Origin of the sequence: Chitinophaga pinensis DSM 2588, assembly GCF_000024005.1 — a bacterium.
Classification (GTDB): Bacteria; Bacteroidota; Bacteroidia; order Chitinophagales; family Chitinophagaceae; genus Chitinophaga; species Chitinophaga pinensis.
Window position 1 is genome coordinate 5,676,051 of sequence record NC_013132.1, and the last position, 17,460, is coordinate 5,693,510.

Sequence of the window (17,460 nt, forward strand, 5' to 3'; positions counted from 1 at the left end):
TCTGCTTTTCTATGTTCCTGTTCTTTAATATCAATGTACAATAAGTTTCTGTGTTGCGTTCACAGCGGAATTTGCAATCTTCACAAGATAGATACCCGGGTGTAATGATTTACCATCTACAGTTAACTGTTCAGCGGTAGATATTCTTTGTAATACCACTTTTCCGGATAAGGTATAAATCGTTACCAGGCTCCTCTCTCCTTTCGGATTCTTAAAACGTACCTGTACGCTTTCACTTGTGGCCACCGGATTAGGGAACAACTGAAATTGCGGCTGTGTAGTAATCAGTTTGTATTCCTCCGGTCTTGGCTGACCGGTAAATGGCTGGCTGCAATAGGTGGACCAGTCAATACCTGTTTGTACGGCCGCCGTATTCATTGCTTCGCTGGTTCTGGCAGTGGATAGCAATGCCGCGCTGTACCATTTGGTATTTACGCTGGCGGCGCCGGAGATACCGGATACGAGTTGCAGGCGGTAGTCATACTTTGTCTTTCTTGTCGCTTCACCCTGGTAGAGGTAGTTGGTATTGGTGATTACGGCAATTACGACATTGTTTGCCGCTGGTGTTGTCAGGTTGAGTGTAACGTTACCGGAGGAAACATACTGGCTGTATACCGGCTGACCGCTGGTGGTCCAGTATACCAGCTGACAGGTCATATTTGCGCCGATTGGCTGGAAGTTCACCGTAACGGTGCCACCGTTTACTGTCAGCGGAATCTGGTTAGCGCCTGACCATCCCGGTAAAGTAGTGGTATCGGGCGTCAGGGTACCATTGTTGTTTGTCGTTTTTGCATAAGGCGTTGCGATCCATGGTGCAGGATTCAGCCAGGAAGGCTGCCATTCAGCGCCAATAGCATTACCGAATACATTGTTGAGCAATGCCACGCAGGCGTTCTTCCATTTACCAAAATCTACCAGTGCCTGTTTAGCCCTGTATTCAGTGATCAGCCGACGGGTCTGTGCTTCACCGATGCCGCTGGCAATACCTTCCAGCACACGGGAGGAAGCATATCTCCAGATCCATGGCACGGCATTATCACCCAGGGTATTGCCCAGGAAGGTAGGGAAAGACGAACTATACTGATGACCGCCTAAATAGGTCTTCCAGGTACAGATCTGCTGACTGCCATTGAACATGTTCACCCCTTCTGCTGCAGGACCGCCAAAGCTACCGTCCTGTAACCAGCCGGAATAACATTCTATCGGCATAAAAGGTGCGATGAAATCCGTACCGTTCAGAAAGCCCAGTGAACTGAAATTACCGGAGCGTTTGGCATCGGCGGTTTGCTGGAACCATACGTTACCACCTTCATGGAACCAGGCTGAATTCTTCACGCCCGGCAGATCTGCTAACATCGCATGAATACCTTCATGCGTCATAGCGCTTTGCTGATAAGCAGCATCGGTGCCGGTATATGCAGGGTCAAACGCATATACAGGATAGTAGGATGCCAGGATGATCGGCCAGTTCTGTCCATTGTAATAAACAGCGCTCTGCCAGCCACCTAAAGCAGTACTATCGGCATTGTCGGTACAGAGACCGGAGCCATAGAGGTATACGGCGCTTTTATAGCCATTTCTTGCCCTGATATCCGCAGGCCATCCCATTGTATCGCGGAAATAGCGGAAGTCTTTATTGAGACGTGCCAGCATGGGAGTGATAGCAGCAGCAGTAACGACAGACCTTTTCTTTGGTCCCCAGCGGAATGTCCACCAGTCGGAAGACTGTGTACCTACTACCTGCGGACAATCATTCAGGATCTGCGAAGGCGTAGGCAGATTCGGATATTCACTCCGGAAATCATAACTGATGGTGGGCGCATAAACAGGCCATGTGTATGCGCTGCCATTACCGCCGGTAGACACAGGGGTGCCGGTTACACGCCATTCCAGCACGCCGGTGGACTGCGAAGTATTACGCATGGATACGCGCAGTCTTGAGGTGGAAGTAGTTGTAAAATTAAGCGTATTAAACGCGTCTTTCTGTAGCGGGATATTACCCAGGGTTACCCAGGCAGTACCATTCCATGATTCCAGGTAGGCAGTTGTGGGTGTGAGTACGCCACCTGCATCGTCAAACCAGTAGACCTGTACAGATGTCACAGAGAATGCCTGCGACCAGTCATACTGTACCCATTGAATGGAATTGGGATTATTCCAGTTGCCATACGCGCCATGACTCTTGTCATTGGAGTTGGCCGGCGTATAATTGTCGTTAAGGGCTGTAATCGTTTCCCAGGAGGAAACGTAAGACGTACTTGCTGTAGCCTGTGGCGCGATGTTCGTTTGCGCGAAAGCAGTAAGCACAGTGAACAGCGACAGGACAGATGTCCATGTAAACTTGAGCATACGGTTATGGGTTTGATTATCTGAGAGAATTAAAAAAACTTATTAGGGTAAAATTTAAACAGTATAGAAAAGCCGGTCTGAAAGTTCACAACATAGAATCAATACGGGTTTTACTTACATGATATGGGACAATAAATATATTTATAGTGTCAATTTAACACACAAAACTTTCGCTACGGTTGTAAATGTAGGATGTCCCCGCCGAAAGCACTGTCAGGATTTTAACCGTTTCGGATAGCATTTTATCTGAAACGCAATTTTAAAAAGCGGAGCGATATAATATTTTATCGTATGTTTTCGGATTCTTCTGCTGTTTGTATATTTTAGCAGCAGAAAGAGGGAAATTTTGAGAGGTAACAGCAATAATACTTATAGTGACCTGGAGCTGATAACGATGCTCAAGAGAGGTGATATGGATGCATTTGACATACTGTATACCCGACACTGGTCAGCTATGTATCAGTCAGCTTATTACCTTTTGCGCGATCAGAGTGCATGTATGGACATAGTACAGGACATTTTCGCCTGGTTATGGGAGAAGCGTGATCAACTGGATATACAGACGGTCCCATCATATCTGCGCACGGCAGTGAAGTTTAAGGTGGCCAATTATATCAGATCAGGGAACATCAGGGAAGATTTTTACGAGGAATTATCCAAACTCACAATAGCCACGCTTCCTGGTCCTCAGGAATTGCTGGAACTGACTGATCTCAAAACGATCATCCAGCAGGCGGTAACCGGTTTACCTGAAAAGTGCAGGGAGATATTCCTGCTCAGCCGGGACGGCCAGTTAAGTAATCAACAGATAGCCGAGGTACTCAATATCTCCGTTAAAACGGTCGAAGCACAGAAAACCATCGCGTTAAAGCGCATCCGCGCAGCAGTAGAGCCACATCTGCTGGCCTTGCTGATCATCCCCTTTGTGACCTGTTACCATTAAGAAACAGCCTTTTTAAAAAATATTTCCCCCCGCTTTAGGGGTAAGGGCATTTTCAATTGCCTAGTTATGTGAATGCATTTGTCATGACCAGAGAGGAACTCTTATTACTAACGGAAAAAATCGCATCAGGTACCGCTACTGACGAGGAGCTGATGCAGTTTAACCGTTTGTTTGACGCCTTCCGGCTAGCAGCGGAATGGGATGAGACCCTACTTGGCAACCGGCAGATGATCGGCGACACGATCCGGGAAAGGATACAGGTTGTTATAGAAAGACCTGCAGTCCGCATAGTACCCTGGCGCAGGTGGATGATTGCCGCCAGCATAGCGGTATTGTTAAGCGGCGGTTACTTTTATTACCGTACCCTCCAACATCCTGTACTGGCACCTCAGGCAGAAAGATTTAAAAATGACGTAGCGGCCCCTGCGGGCCATCATGCCGTACTGACGCTGAGCAATGGTACCAAAATACTATTGGACAGTGCCGGCAAAGGCACCCTCGCTATGCAGGGTAGTATAAATGTCAGCATGAATGCCAACGGACAGATCGTATATAATGGCGAAGACAATACAAACGCCACCAACACCATCGAAGTGCCGCCTGGCAGTCAGCCGTTAGCGATTGTACTCTCAGATGGCACAAAAGTATGGATAGATGCGGCATCCACCCTGACTTATCCGACCGCATTCAGCGGCAACGATAGAACAGTGAACATTATCGGTCAGGCTTATTTTGAAGTAGCCCCCAACAGCAGGAAGCCGTTTAAAGTAAAGAATGGCATAGATCAATCGACCATAGAAGTACTGGGTACGAGTTTTAACATAAAAGCCTTCGGGCCTGATAAACAAACAGAAACAAACCTGTTCAGCGGAGCTGTTGCCATCTCCACCACCAATGCAAGGCAACTGCTTCATCCGGGTGAACGGGCAGTCGTGAACAATGAGGGTGCTATACAAATTACGACTGGAGCAGACATGAAAGAAGTACTGGCATGGAAGGAAGGCATTTTCTATTTCAATGGGAAAGATATTCCGGCTATCATGACTGAACTGCAACGCTATTATGATATAGAAGTTGAGTATCAGACAAACGTAAACGATGAATTCATCGCCAGTATTCCGAGAGACGTCCCGGTGTCTCAACTACTGAACCTGCTGGAGATGACAAATCTCGTGCACTTCAGGATCGAAGGCCGAAAGGTTATCGTGATCAGATAGGATCATGCACCACTGCGATATTTATCCTTATAAAATCTATGCGATTTTATGAGCAGGGAAAGATTTGTCTATTATCAACCACCCCGGACGGTGGCTTTATTCATCAACAATCAACCAGAGTCTATGCCTGAAAAGAAGTCATGGAAACAGCCTAGTCTACGCTCGTCAGCCGTCAGACATGTTCGTAAAAAATGTTTACACCTTAGCATCCTGGTGGGATGCCTGTTACTAGTGGGACAATCCTATGCACAGAAAGTCACTATGACGATTAAGTCCGGTACCCTGGAACAAGCGTTCCGGCAGATCGAAAAACAAACCGGACAAAGTTTTATCTACACAAAAAGTCAGCTGAAACAAGCGGCTCCTGTGAACATCAGTACGCAGCAACAGGATCTCGACCAGGTTTTAAAACAACTATTCAATAACCAACCATTCACTTATTCCCGTTCCGGTAATTTCATTGCCGTGCGGGCTAAAGAAGCACAGACGGAAGCCAATGCCGCTATTAACGACATTACCGTAAGCGGTGTCGTAAAAGATGCCAGTGGCAGACCGCTTCCCTCTGTGTCTGTCGTAGTACCAGGTACGCCTTTTGGCGCTATGACCAATGAGAAAGGCGAATACACCATTCCCCGTGTACCGGCCAATGCCTACCTCCTTTTCTCTTATATATCCTATCAGCCGCAGGAAGTGGCGGTAAGAGGCAGAAACACGATCAATACAGTGTTACTGGAGCAGGTAAGGGCGCTGGATGAAGCAGTCATTATCGGTTATGGAACTACTACCAAAAGACTGAACACCGGGGCGGTAAGCAGTATTACGGCTAAAGAAATCGGTATACAGCCGGTAGCGAATCCGCTGGCAGCACTGCCTGGTCGTGTTCCGGGTGTACAGATCACACAACAGAACGGTTTACCAGGTAGCGCAGCAGTCGTACAGATCCGTGGCCAGGGCTCCCTCAGTTATGGTAACCTTCCGCTGTATGTAATAGATGGTGTACCCTTCACCAACTTCAGCGGCGCACAACCAGTAACTGATAACCTCAATTCCTGGGGTACCAGTGGGGCTAATGGCGGTATCAGTCCCTTCAGTATGATCAATCCGGATGATATCGAACGTATGGACATCCTGAAAGACGCCGATGCGACCGCTATCTATGGTGCGCGTGGTGCAAATGGCGTTATCCTGATTACCACGAAAAAAGGAAAAGCAGGCAAAACAAGATTCAATGCCAATGTCTATACCGGTACGGGGAAAGTCGGCCGTTTCATCCCGATGATGAATACGCAGGAATATCTTGACCTACGTAAAGAAGCATTTAAAAATGATGGCCTTACGCCTAACACAGTCAATGCGCCTGAACTGACCGTTTGGGACCAGAACGCATATACTGACTGGCAGAAATTCCTGCTGGGCGGCACCGCGCACAATACCAATGCAGAGGCATCTATTTCCGGAGGAGATGCGAAAACACATTTCCTGTTCAGCGGGGGCTACCATAGAGAGACGACTGTATATGACAGCGATTTTAATAACACCCGTCTGACCGGCAGGCTCTCTGCTGACCATACCTCTGCGGATAATAAATTCTATGCCGCCATTACAGGTAACTATTCTTATGACAAGACTTTCTTACCTGGTTCAGACCTGACCTCCCTGTATAACCTGCCGCCTAATATGCCGCTGTACGACAACCAGGGTAAATTAGCCTGGTCACAGGGTTTTAGTAATCCGCTGGCATTGCTCAAAAGGGAATACAATGGTAATACTACCAATTTTATTGCCAATGCCAATCTCCGCTATACGATTATCAAGGATCTGAATGTGAAAGTGAACCTCGGTTACACGACCACACAGTTAGAGCAGAATACTACGCTACCGGCATCCAGTCAGAACCCGGCCAATAACCCGACCAGTTCTGCCAACTTTACCACCAATAAAACGCAGAACTATATCGTAGAACCGACCGTAGACTATACCCGTGATCTTGGTCAGGGTAAACTGAACGTGATGGTCGGCGGTACAATACAGCGCAGTCTGTCCAATGGTAACTATATATCAGGTACGAACTATAGCAGTGAAGCCCTGCTTCATACGTTGATCGGCGCAGGTCTCACCACCGTGAGCTATAACAACTACTTCGACTATAAATATGCTTCCCTCTTCGGTCGTATCAATTACGACTATCGGAAGAAATACCTGCTCAATGCGACTTTCCGCCGCGACGCCTCTTCCAGGTTTGGCCCGGATAATGCAATCGCCAATTTCGGCGCAATCGGTGCAGGATGGTTATTTACACAGGAAAACTTTGTAGCTGATAATATCGACTGGCTGAGTTTTGGTAAACTAAGGGTCAGCTATGGTACCACCGGTAACGACCAGATCGTTAACTACATCTACCTGCCATTACTTTCTTCCGCAGGCACCTACCAGGGACAAACTGCCCTGGCGCGTGGAACCTTACCAAATCCGGGTGTAAAGTGGGAAACTACCCGCAAACTGGACCTGGCCCTGGAACTTGGTTTTCTGAAAGACAGGATCATGCTGGTAGCTGATTATTACCGTAACCGTTCCAGCGATCAGCTTTTATCAGCCGCTTTGCCAACACAGGCCGGTTATAACAGTTATACTGTGAACTTACCGGCCGTGGTACAGAACAGCGGTCTCGAACTTGAACTGAACACCACTAATTTCAAGCGTAAGCATTTCAGCTGGACGACCTCCTTCAATGTGACTTTCCCGAAAAATAAACTTGTCTCATTCCCTGGTATTGAAAAGTCATTCTATGCAAGCAGCTATCTTATTGGAGAACCGATCGACCTGGTAAGAAGGTATGTATATACAGGTTATGATCCTGCAACGGGTATCCCGCAATATGCGGACCTGAACAAGGATGGTGCGATTGACTTTACCAACGACAGACAGGTCATCCATCCGGGTACACCTTTCTTCGGAGGATTGAATAACTCCTTTACGATCCACCAGTTCGATGTCTCTTTCTTCTTCCAGTTCAACCACCGGAACGGATCGACCAACAGTTTCAGTACGCCGGTCGGCAGCAGCAGAAGCAATCAGAATATTTCCCTGCTGGACAGATGGAGAAATCCGGGCGATGCAGCCACCTACCCTGCTGCTACGTCTACTTCCGGTACACCGATCTACCTGGCATATACCCAGTACAGCAGTTCTACGGCGATGTGGGGAGATGCGAGTTACCTGAAACTGCGTTCTGCCAGTCTGGCTTACAACCTGCCTTCTGAATGGCTGAGGAAAATAAAAGCCAGCAATATTAAAGTGTATGCAGAGGCACAGAACCTGTTCACCTGGTCGAAGAACAAATACATCTTCGATCCTGAAACAAGTGTATCTGGTGGTGCTCCCGGACTGGGAACCGGCGCTATTGCCCTGCCTCCGCTGAGAACGATCGTACTGGGTGTTAACTGTTCATTTTAAACCGAATTTTCATGCTACAGCTTTCAATACATAAGAAAATTATTGCCGGTCTGTTACTGACCGGATGTACATTCAGCGCCTGCCGTAAACTGGTGGAGATTGGTCCGCCGGTAAACCAGGTAGGTCTTGACCAGAGCTTTGAATCTGATGCAACCGCGACCAGTGCCGTACTCGGTATCTACAATGCGAGCAATACACGCTCCTTTATTTTACCAGCCACCGTATTGCCAGGATTATCTGCCAATGAGGTCCAGAATAACGTGTCTTCCCCTGCTTATGACGAGTTTAAGCAAAATGCCATCACGATCACCAACAGCAATATTGCCAATCTGCTCTGGTATTACCCTTACTATACCGTCTCACAGACCAATGCGATGATGGAGGGTATAGAAAGAAGTGGTTCACTCTCACCCGCTGTGAAGAACCAGCTGCTGGGAGAAGCGAAAACCTGGAGAGCTTTTGTTCTCTTTCACCTGGTAAACTATTACGGAGCCGTTCCGCTGCCACTGACTGACGATCCTATTGGTAACGCCACGCTGGCAAGGACGCCTGCCACACAGGTATGGCAACGTATCATTACGGACCTTAAAGACGCGGTTGCCCTATTAAGTGATACCTATCCAAGTGTACTGAGAGCACGCATAAACCGTCAGACGGCCAACGCTTTACTGGCAAGGGCTTATCTCTATACAAAAGACTGGCAGAATGCTGAAGTGACTGCCAGTGCGGTGATAGGTTCCGGTATCTACAGCCTGAGTCCTGATGTGAATGCAGCGTTTGTCAATACAAGTAATGAAATTATCTGGCAGCTGGCCACCCTGACCGGCGTTTCAATCTATACGAGCAATACGGATGCTGCCGGCGGAAGTTTTGCAGCTGCCAGTGGTACCGTACCAGCATTCAGTCTGACAGACACCCTGTACAACAGTCTGGAAGAAGGCGACCTGCGTAAAACCAGCTGGGTAACTCCTACCGTCATCGGAGGTACTAACTACAAAGTGATGACCAAGTATAAGCTCCGCGTATTGCCATCCGGCACTACTACCGGTAATGAGTTCAACGTTGTACTCCGTCTTGCCGAGCAATACCTGATCAGGGCAGAAGCGCGTGCACAGCTCAGTAACCTGGGTGGCGCTATTGCAGATGCTGATACGATCCGCAGAAGAGCAGGTTTGCCGATGCTGGACGATAACCTCTCCCAGCAGCAGGTACTGCTGGCCATCGAAAAGGAAAGAAAAGCAGAACTCTTCGGAGAATGGGGACACAGATGGTTTGACCTGAAACGTACACCGAGTGTTGTCAGTCCGGCGGATAAAACCCGTGCAGACGATGTCATCGGAGGTATGCGTCCTGCCACCTGGAACGTGACAGACATCCTGTACCCGATACCGGATGCACAGCGCACGGCCAATCCTGCATTAACACAAAACCTGGGATACTAAACCTGACCCTTAAAACAGATGTATATGAGAAAAACAATTCCCGTATTACTCAGTGCTGTACTGGCTACAGGCATACAAAGCGCCTATGCCCAGAAAAAACCCGCAGCAGACACACTTACAAAGCATTACCAGACCTTGCTGAAAGGCAATGACGCTGATCGCTCCCAACTGGAAAGCGAGATGTACGCCCTGCTAAAAACAAAAAAGGAAGAAAACTGGATTACAGCCTCAAATTTCGTCTATCAGCTGAAAAAGGCTAATGTATCCGACTCTATCCGTAAAGCAGCTGAAAAACGCTTCCCAGGGGGTATTCTTGAGCGTAATAACGCGGTGCAGTCCATTTATGATGAGAAAGACCCGGTCAATAAAGAACAGCTCTTATCCGCCTGGATCAAAAAGTATCCGCCTAAGAAGTTCGGTCCGGACAGGATCATATATGACTATGCCCGCAATGCCGTAGGTATGGCCTACACTGAAGCCGGTAATCTTCCGAAGGCGCTGGAATACGCCAACAGCATAGAATCCCCTTTCTGGAAAGGACAGGCATGGGCTGGTACCGCCGGAATACTCATCAAGCAGGGACATTATGCGGAGGCTAAAACGCTGCTGAGAAAAGCGGTGGATAATGCCTGGGAGTTTAAAACGACCAGGAAAAATGAAACAGGCGCCGGATTTGCTGCTATAGGCTATCCGGGATATCTGAGCTCCTATGTGGCATGTCTGTATGAGGAGAAACAATATGACTCTGCCCTGATCTACATCAGGCGTGCTGAGAAAGCAGAAGATCCGGTTCGGCCTTCCGTCATTGAGATGTATGCAAAGATCCTGCTGAGCAAAGGCGATTATGACACCGCTTATACCAAACTCAGTAACCTGGCAGGCCGCGGTTTACTTAACCCGATCACCAGAAAACAACTGGAAGAAGCCTATACCAAAGTAAGGGGTGTGAGCGGCTTTCAGCCCTACCTGGATTCCCTGAAAGGACATCTGAACAGTAATATAGAAGAAGAAATGGCTAAACAGATCATCAAACAGCCAGCACCTAATTTTACGCTCAAAGATGTAGATGGTAATACCGTTTCGCTGGCTGACCTGAAAGGGAAAACTGTTGTCCTCGACTTCTGGGCTACCTGGTGTGGTCCCTGCAAAGCCTCCTTCCCTTCTATGAAAAAAGCCATGGAGAAGTACAAGGATGATCCGAATGTAAAATTCCTCTTTGTGCATACCTGGGAGAAAGAAGAAAATGCGGCTGTCAGCGCAAAGAAATTTATCACACAGAATAACTATCCGTTTCAGGTACTGATGGACCTGAAAGACCCGAATACAGGAGAAAACAAAGTGGTAAGCAGTTACGAGGTAAAGGGCATTCCTACCAAGTTCGTGATTGACAAAAACGGAGATATCCGTTTCCGCTTTACCGGATTTACCGCCGGAGAAGATGCGGCGGTGAGTGAGGTTGCAGCGATGATTAATTTGGCGAATAAGTAAAAGTGAACAATGACAAATGAGAAAAGCCTTCCGTATCAGCGGAAGGCTTTTCTCATCATTATAAGCTCACAGAAACCCATATTGCCCGGCCAGCTTGATAGCTGCCGCCACACTATTGACTTCAAACTTGTCCATCAGGTTCTTCCGGTGACTTTCCACCGTATACGGACTTATAAACAGCTTCTCTGCTATCTGTGCTATGGTCAGTCCTTCCGCCGCCAGTTTCAGGATCTCCTTTTCCCTGCGGGTCATTTTGGGCAGTTGTGTCAGTCCGCCTTTACCACGCTGACGCCGCAGGATCTCCCTGGATTGTTCACAAACATAACTCCCTCCTTTTAGCACATCCTGTATAGCCTCCACAATGATCTCGCTGAGAGCGTTTTTCTGGATATAGCCACTGGCCCCCTGCCGGAGAATACTGTTAATGATAGGCGCTTCATTATGCACACTCAGGGCAATCACATATACGTCCGGGTGTTTCTTCTTTACCGCTGCACACAACTCTACGCCATTGATATCCGGCAGATTAATATCCAGCAGTAAAATATCAGGTTCTTTCTTCTCGAAGGCTTCCAGTGTCTCTTTCCCGGTGGAGCAGGTACCCGTTACAGCAAATCCTTCCGTGGCATTCAATACATTCTTCAGTCCTTCCCGTACGATCGGGTGATCATCGGTGATAAATATCCTTACCATATGCTTAATTAATCGGAAAATTGATCTCTACAGCCGTTCCCTCACCCGGTGCAGCATGAAACTGAATGTCTCCCTTCAGGTAAGCTACGCGGGAGCGTATATTGAGCAATCCGGCGGAACGTGAGTTTCCCGCCTTCGTGATATCAAATCCTTTTCCATCGTCTTCCACCGTCAGGAACAGCTGCTGACCGTTCTGCTGCAATTGCACCAGCATAGTAGAAGCAGCAGCGTGTTTGATGACGTTATTAACCAGTTCCTGTACGATACGGTAAACCACAATCTCCTTTACATGGTCCATTTTAGCGTGTACGCCTACAATCTGGGCAGTGATCTCCAGTTTGTCGTTACTCAGGTTTTCGCAGTAATTACATAGTGCAGCTGCCAATCCCTGTCTGGCCAGCAGTTCCGGTGTAAGGTTATGTGCTACCAGGCGGAGTTCCGACACGGCGGAATCGATCCTTCCCAGGGTCTTTCTGAGCAGACTTTTCTGGCTGTCCTGTCCCAGCATCGGCAACATACCGGACAACTCTATTTTAGTACCGGATAGGAGTCCGCCGAGACCATCATGTAAATCCCTCGCCAGTCTGGCGCGTTCATTCTCCTGTCCGTCCAACATAGCGGATAAAGTAGTAATCTCATTATCCTTATTGATCCGTTGTATTTCCAGGTGATGCATCCTGCTCTGCTGACGCATACTTTTAGAGCGTTCCCGGTAGGCGTATATCATCAGGCCGAGAGCGGCCAGACTGGCTAGAATCAGCAATGTATATACGGTATTAAGACGACGGTTGTACAACATTTTCTGCTGAATGGATTTGAGTTCCTGGTCACGTTGCCGGGCTCTCATATGCGCGATAGACAATTCCTGTTCTTTCTGTTGGGCGCGTAGTTGTGCCAGTGATAACTGCTGGCGGTTCTTTTCGCCCTGCAATTCCATAAAAGCCAGTTGCTGCGCTCTTTGTTCATCCTGGAAATGCAGTCTGTCTATTTCTCCCGCCTTCCGCGCGGCATCCAGCTGCATAAAGGCCAGTAGTTTTTCTTTCTTCTCGGCTTCGTACTGGGCTTCCAGGCGTTTACCGGTAGACATCTTCTCTGCGTCGTAGACATCCTGGTAGACTTTCAGGTATTCCCGGTAATAGTGCAGGGCGTCCACATAGTTGTTATCCCGTTCTGCCAGACCGGATAATCTCCTGAAGATGGTGAAAAGTGTCCGGTTATCATACAGGGTTTCCTGCTGGATGTAAGAGAGCGCCTGTACCATCAGCTGCTGTGCACTTTTATAGTCCTGATCCTCTTCTGCGAATTGAGACAGGATCGTATACGCATCTGCCGCAAAGGTGTATTGCTTGCTCTTCAACGCATCTTCCAGCCCCTTCCGGGTATAAAGCAGTGCGCTATCCCGCTGCTGATAATCGATAAACTGTGTGAATATATTCGCCAGATTCATGGCAATGAAGGCATAATCAGAAGCGGACTCCATATTGGGCCTGTTCTTCTCATAGACATGCAGGGCGCGGGTATAATAGTGATAAGCGGAGTCCAGTGGTCTTGTGGAAGTCGTATCCAGCCGGTACAGGGATTCAAAGGTGGTTCCCATCATCCGGTAAGCGTTGAAGATCGTATTGGGATTACGGGTCTTTGCTGCCAGTACAAGGTTCAGACGCGCGTATTTCTCCTGTGTCTTATAGTCATTCCATTCTGCGTAGATGCTATACAGTTCGTTATAGATCGCCCCTTTATAATCGTCTGTTTCTGCTGCTTCCAGTAATCTGAGTCCGCTGATAAAGCTCTTCACGGCTTCTCCTGCCTGGTTATCGCGGTTCTGCATCCATCCCCTGCAATATTCTATGTAGCCTTTCATACGCATATCCTTGGTATGTGCGATGTACATGGTGGCGCTGTCCAGGTCTTTGTGAGCGGCATTGATCTGGTCATCGATACGACGACTCATGGCACGGATACCGTATGTATAGGCTGCATATCTGCCATCCGGCATATTACGCGCCTGTAACAACTGTTCCTGGAAAACGCGGAAAGCCGCAGCTTTCTCGTCTCTGAAGAACAGGACAGAACCATATTTTGTCATCAGGAAAATACGTTCGCCTTTTTCCAGTCCGGGACGTTTCAGGGCTGCTTCCAATGTATCAGCACCCCGCTGTGCGTAGGTATTACCAAAGAAAAAGATATGGCATAACGTCAGGATGATATATATACGAATCAATGCGCCGCTTTTATTCTAAATAGATGGCGTAAATATAGGACAAAACGTTTTTACGAAAATTAGTTGAATTTAGGGAGAAAAGGCATCCTCGTCTGCCGCTACCTTTGACCTATCAACGAAAACAAAAACCCTTTTGTATGTTTGGATTCTTTAAGACGAAACCTGTACGCGACGAGTTCTATCAGCAGCATAAACTGGCTGACGGATGGGAACCCTACCTGAACATAGGTGCATTACTGACAGAGGGCAACCTCCGCCGTGATTCCCTGACATTACAGTCAAGACTGGCTTCCAAACAATTGACTCCATTGTTACAGGGCGCCTGGGGTATCCATAACAGTGCGGATACCAAAGCCCTGATCAGCGACCTGCTGACCTTACCCGTGACGCAGAAACAGGCTTTTATATCGGCCGAACAGCTGACAGATGATGGGCTCTATCAGCGTATTAAGGACAACTGTGAGAAGGCTTTTGCGCAGCACAACCTCTATTTCAGTAAAGCGTATTTTGACGGCGTACAGGACCTGGCAGCCTGGGATATTGAACGGGCCGGCCTGATTACCCGTTATGCTTTCAACACCGGCTGGTTAACGCAGGAGGAAGCCCTGGATGCCCTGAAAGCCCTGCACAAACTGGCTAAACAGCATTATACCAACTGGCTGGATTATTACCTGGGCTATCTGAAAGGCCGGACCATCATCTTTGATCCTTCCATAGATCATGCACTGGACTACATCTTTGCCCTGGGCTCCTTCTATAAAGACGATTTCTTCGTGATCTCTCATCCGTTGTAACATTATTCCTTTGATCCTTTGTTTTGCCCCAATAGACCGGTATAGAGCCTTTCCGGCTTTATACCGGGTTTCTACCTGATTCACCTGTTCCTGGCAGCGCAGTCGAAAATACCGGTATCCCGGTATTCTTATTTGTTCGCATCTGCCTTAATTTTGCCATATGTTTAGTAAACAGCCCTTTATTATCTGTCTTTTTTTATTGGCCGTCTTTTGTAGCTCCTGTTTTGAAGTGATTGAAGATGTGACGGTGAAGAAAGACGGCTCCGGAAACATGAAACTAACCCTGAATTTCAGCCAGAGTAAGACAAAGATCGCCACCCTCCTGATGATGGACAGCATCCGTGGACATAAAGTACCCGGACGCCCTGAGATTGAAGAAAAGATGCAGGAAGCAGCCGCGAAGCTGAAAACCATGAAAGGGATCACCAATGTGACCCAACAAACGGATTTTAACAATTATATTGCCACTATCAGCTTTTCTTTCAGAAATACTTCCGATATTAACAACCTGACGAAAAAGCTGCTGGACGAATATGAAGTTAACACCAATATAGCCGCCACCTATTCCTACGATCAGGAAAAGGCGAAGTTTACCAGGGACTATAAATACTCCAACGAAGTAAGAGAGCAATTCAGTAAAATGAAGGAGAAGGACAAAGAAGTGCTCAAAGCAGCCTCCTATATCAGCATCTTCCGGTTCGAGAACGTCATCAGCAGTTACAGTAACCAGGCAGCCAGACTGGCCAAAAACCAGCAGGCAGTCATGCAGCGTCTCCCCCTGTATGACCTGGTAAGTGGTAAGGCGGACATTTCCAATCAAATACAATTATCAAAATAGCATGAAACGAGTTTTGCAATTGATAGCGCTTGCTACCTGCACCGGATTAACAGCTTCCGCGCAGGACTTAGCCTATAAAATCCCCGAAAAAGCATTTACGGTCGCTTCTATTAAAAGCGGACAATTATTCCGCCTGACCACAGTGAAGGATGTCAACAAGTCCCTGCTGGGAAAAAAACTACTGGAATCAATCGCCCAAAGCACCCGGCAGGATTATAAAAGCATCGAGGACCTGGGTTTCAGTCTCACTGCGAATAGTTACTACTATTCCCAGCTGACTGACAGTATCGATTATACCTGTGTACTGATCCCGATTGCAGATCCCAATAAAGTAGACGCTTTGTTCCGTACCAGCCAGGAACCAGTGCTGGAGCAGAACAGCATCAATATATCAATGCGTCCGAGCGCGAAAAGCGTGGTGGCCTGGAATAAACAGTTTGTGTTCCTGACCTATGGTCGTGCAAAAGACAACTTCTTCGCTGATTCTGCCCGCGCTGCGAGATATGGTATCGAACTGGCCGCTGATCCTTATGTGGATGCAGCTGAGCCTATCGCCATCACAGATTCTGCAGCAACAGCGACTTATGATGAACCTGTCATCGTAGAAGCCCCCTCACCTGTGCCGGATACGATCCCGACAACCGTACCCGATGACGCTCCGCCGCCACCGGTTGTTGATTTCAATTATAACGACAACTATGAAGAAGGACAAAGTTATGAAGAACGTAGGCTGATCATAGACAGTGTGACGATGTTATGGTTGTCCGATAACGCCTTACAGGTATTTGAGAAAAAAGAAAACACACCTTCTATCCTCAACACGCCTGGTTATAAACGTAGCGCAGATCCGGAGGCAGTAGCCTCTTTCTGGATGACAGACATGCAGAGCGTCTACTCTTCCTTCCTGCCTTATACGCTGATGAAGTACGGTTACCTGATGCGCGGATATGGCTCCTATAATGCCAGACTGTACCTGGATAAAGAACAGATGCGCCTGACCAGCGAAATCGGCCTGGACCCGCAGAAAGCAGCCAGCTACGAAAAGATCAGCAACCAGCAACTGAACAAAAAGTTCCTGAAATATGTTAATAGCGATAGCCTGATAGGTTTTATGAGCATCGCTTTTAACACCGAAGCCTACGTGAATGAAATACCGTCGCTGTTTAAAGGTATATATGGAAGGTATGACGAGGAAATGAACATTTTCGGGGAATTCTTATCCATTGCCCTCGACGAAAAAGCCATCGCTAAAGTAGTTAAAGGAGATGCCCTGTTCCTGTTGTCCGGACTCAATCAGCAACAGGTCAGTTACAGTTCTTATAACTATGACCCGGAAACCTTCGAATACAGGGATACCGTTAAAACTAAAACGGAAACCCTGCCTGATTTCCTTTGCATGTTCTCTTCCGATGATCCGCGTATCATAGAACGCCTGTTGCAATATGGCATCAAAAAAGAAAAAATATTGCAGGATAACGGAGTTTACTCCCTTGAACAATCAAGGAAAATGCCTTTCAACCTGCATTTCCTGATCAAAGACGGTATCGTATTTATCGGTACGTCTATAAAGGATATCCGTCAGATCCAGAGCGGTTCTTTCAAAGGCAATATCAGCAAAGAGCAAAAAGCCCTGCTGAGCAAAAACAATTTCTCACTGTTCTTCAACCCGAAAACAATGAGCGCCGGCATTCCTGCAAGCGAACTGGGCGACGGTGCTGAGAAAATGCGTACACTGCTCGGTAGCGCTGGTAACCTCTATATGACCTCCACTGGTATCAAAGACGGTTATGTGGGTGTTGATATGGTTGCTGATGTACCAAAAGAGAAAGAAAACGCTTTACAATATTTCCTTGATCTCATAGAAGAGATGGGAAACCTTAAATAGTTGTGTCTTTTAATGGTTTTATAGTATCCCCCCGCGGCCATTCCTGGTGCGGGGGTTTCTTTTAACAGGCAAGGACACCCTTTCGGATGTCCTTTCTTATTGTTCAATGTCCGGTTTGTGATTATGTATTTACTATC

The 17,460-nt window shown here is 47.6% G+C and carries 11 protein-coding genes; 8 read left to right on the forward strand and 3 right to left on the reverse strand.

Annotation, left to right across the window (positions count from 1 at the left end; all coding sequences use genetic code 11):
- Positions 1-30: 30 nt before the first annotated feature.
- Entirely contained in the window at positions 31-2,349 is a 2,319-nt protein-coding gene (locus tag CPIN_RS36925) for a T9SS type A sorting domain-containing protein (RefSeq protein ID WP_012792155.1), read from the reverse strand.
- Between the two features lie 346 nt (positions 2,350-2,695).
- Here CPIN_RS36925 and CPIN_RS22540 point away from each other — a divergent pair, with 346 nt between their 5' ends.
- The 5 genes from CPIN_RS22540 (at position 2,696) to CPIN_RS22560 (ending at position 10,892) form a co-directional block, all read left to right on the forward strand.
- A complete protein-coding gene (locus CPIN_RS22540) occupies positions 2,696-3,292 on the forward strand; it encodes an RNA polymerase sigma-70 factor (protein ID WP_012792156.1) in 597 nt (198 codons plus the stop codon).
- Between the two features lie 83 nt (positions 3,293-3,375).
- Positions 3,376-4,509 (forward strand): FecR family protein, encoded by a 1,134-nt coding sequence (locus tag CPIN_RS22545; protein WP_012792157.1) that lies wholly within the window; start codon positions 3,376-3,378, stop codon positions 4,507-4,509.
- Between the two features lie 48 nt (positions 4,510-4,557).
- On the forward strand, positions 4,558-7,962 hold the full coding sequence (locus CPIN_RS22550; RefSeq protein WP_148230621.1) for a TonB-dependent receptor: 3,405 nt from the start codon (positions 4,558-4,560) through the stop codon (positions 7,960-7,962).
- A gap of 11 nt (positions 7,963-7,973) precedes the next feature.
- Positions 7,974-9,404: a RagB/SusD family nutrient uptake outer membrane protein gene (locus CPIN_RS22555; protein WP_012792159.1), complete on the forward strand. Its 1,431-nt coding sequence runs from the start codon at positions 7,974-7,976 to the stop codon at positions 9,402-9,404.
- A gap of 24 nt (positions 9,405-9,428) precedes the next feature.
- Complete coding sequence (locus tag CPIN_RS22560) at positions 9,429-10,892, forward strand: redoxin domain-containing protein (RefSeq protein ID WP_012792160.1); 1,464 nt, start codon at positions 9,429-9,431, stop codon at positions 10,890-10,892.
- A gap of 66 nt (positions 10,893-10,958) precedes the next feature.
- Here the strand turns inward: CPIN_RS22560 and CPIN_RS22565 are convergent, their stop codons facing one another.
- Together CPIN_RS22565 and CPIN_RS22570 are read right to left on the reverse strand one after the other, a co-directional pair.
- Positions 10,959-11,585 carry a response regulator gene (locus CPIN_RS22565; RefSeq protein ID WP_012792161.1) on the reverse strand — a complete coding sequence of 209 codons (627 nt, stop codon included), beginning with the start codon at positions 11,583-11,585 and terminating at the stop codon, positions 10,959-10,961.
- A 4-nt stretch (positions 11,586-11,589) separates the two neighbouring features.
- Positions 11,590-13,806, reverse strand: a complete 2,217-nt coding sequence (locus CPIN_RS22570; RefSeq protein WP_012792162.1) for a sensor histidine kinase — start codon at positions 13,804-13,806, stop codon at positions 11,590-11,592.
- Between the two features lie 137 nt (positions 13,807-13,943).
- Here CPIN_RS22570 and CPIN_RS22575 point away from each other — a divergent pair, with 137 nt between their 5' ends.
- From CPIN_RS22575 to CPIN_RS22585, 3 genes are all read left to right on the forward strand, one after another.
- Positions 13,944-14,600, forward strand: coding sequence for a DUF1266 domain-containing protein (locus CPIN_RS22575; RefSeq protein WP_012792163.1), 657 nt, complete (start codon positions 13,944-13,946; stop codon positions 14,598-14,600).
- A 160-nt stretch (positions 14,601-14,760) separates the two neighbouring features.
- Positions 14,761-15,438 carry a hypothetical protein gene (locus CPIN_RS22580; protein WP_012792164.1) on the forward strand — a complete coding sequence of 226 codons (678 nt, stop codon included), beginning with the start codon at positions 14,761-14,763 and terminating at the stop codon, positions 15,436-15,438.
- A 1-nt stretch (position 15,439) separates the two neighbouring features.
- Positions 15,440-17,323, forward strand: coding sequence for a hypothetical protein (locus tag CPIN_RS22585; RefSeq protein ID WP_012792165.1), 1,884 nt, complete (start codon positions 15,440-15,442; stop codon positions 17,321-17,323).
- Positions 17,324-17,460: the final 137 nt, after the last annotated feature.

What these genes read in the sequence shown, in the direction of transcription:
- CPIN_RS22585 (WP_012792165.1), top strand. Translation starts at nt 15,440, where the DNA reads ATGAAACGAGTTTTGCAATTGATAGCGCTTGCTACCTGCACCGGATTA.
- CPIN_RS22565 (WP_012792161.1), bottom strand. Translation starts at nt 11,585, where the DNA reads ATGGTAAGGATATTTATCACCGATGATCACCCGATCGTACGGGAAGGA.
- CPIN_RS22555 (WP_012792159.1), top strand. Translation starts at nt 7,974, where the DNA reads ATGCTACAGCTTTCAATACATAAGAAAATTATTGCCGGTCTGTTACTG.
- CPIN_RS22560 (WP_012792160.1), top strand. Translation starts at nt 9,429, where the DNA reads ATGAGAAAAACAATTCCCGTATTACTCAGTGCTGTACTGGCTACAGGC.
- CPIN_RS22575 (WP_012792163.1), top strand. Translation starts at nt 13,944, where the DNA reads ATGTTTGGATTCTTTAAGACGAAACCTGTACGCGACGAGTTCTATCAG.
- CPIN_RS22550 (WP_148230621.1), top strand. Translation starts at nt 4,558, where the DNA reads ATGAGCAGGGAAAGATTTGTCTATTATCAACCACCCCGGACGGTGGCT.
- CPIN_RS36925 (WP_012792155.1), bottom strand. Translation starts at nt 2,349, where the DNA reads ATGCTCAAGTTTACATGGACATCTGTCCTGTCGCTGTTCACTGTGCTT.
- CPIN_RS22580 (WP_012792164.1), top strand. Translation starts at nt 14,761, where the DNA reads ATGTTTAGTAAACAGCCCTTTATTATCTGTCTTTTTTTATTGGCCGTC.
- CPIN_RS22545 (WP_012792157.1), top strand. Translation starts at nt 3,376, where the DNA reads ATGACCAGAGAGGAACTCTTATTACTAACGGAAAAAATCGCATCAGGT.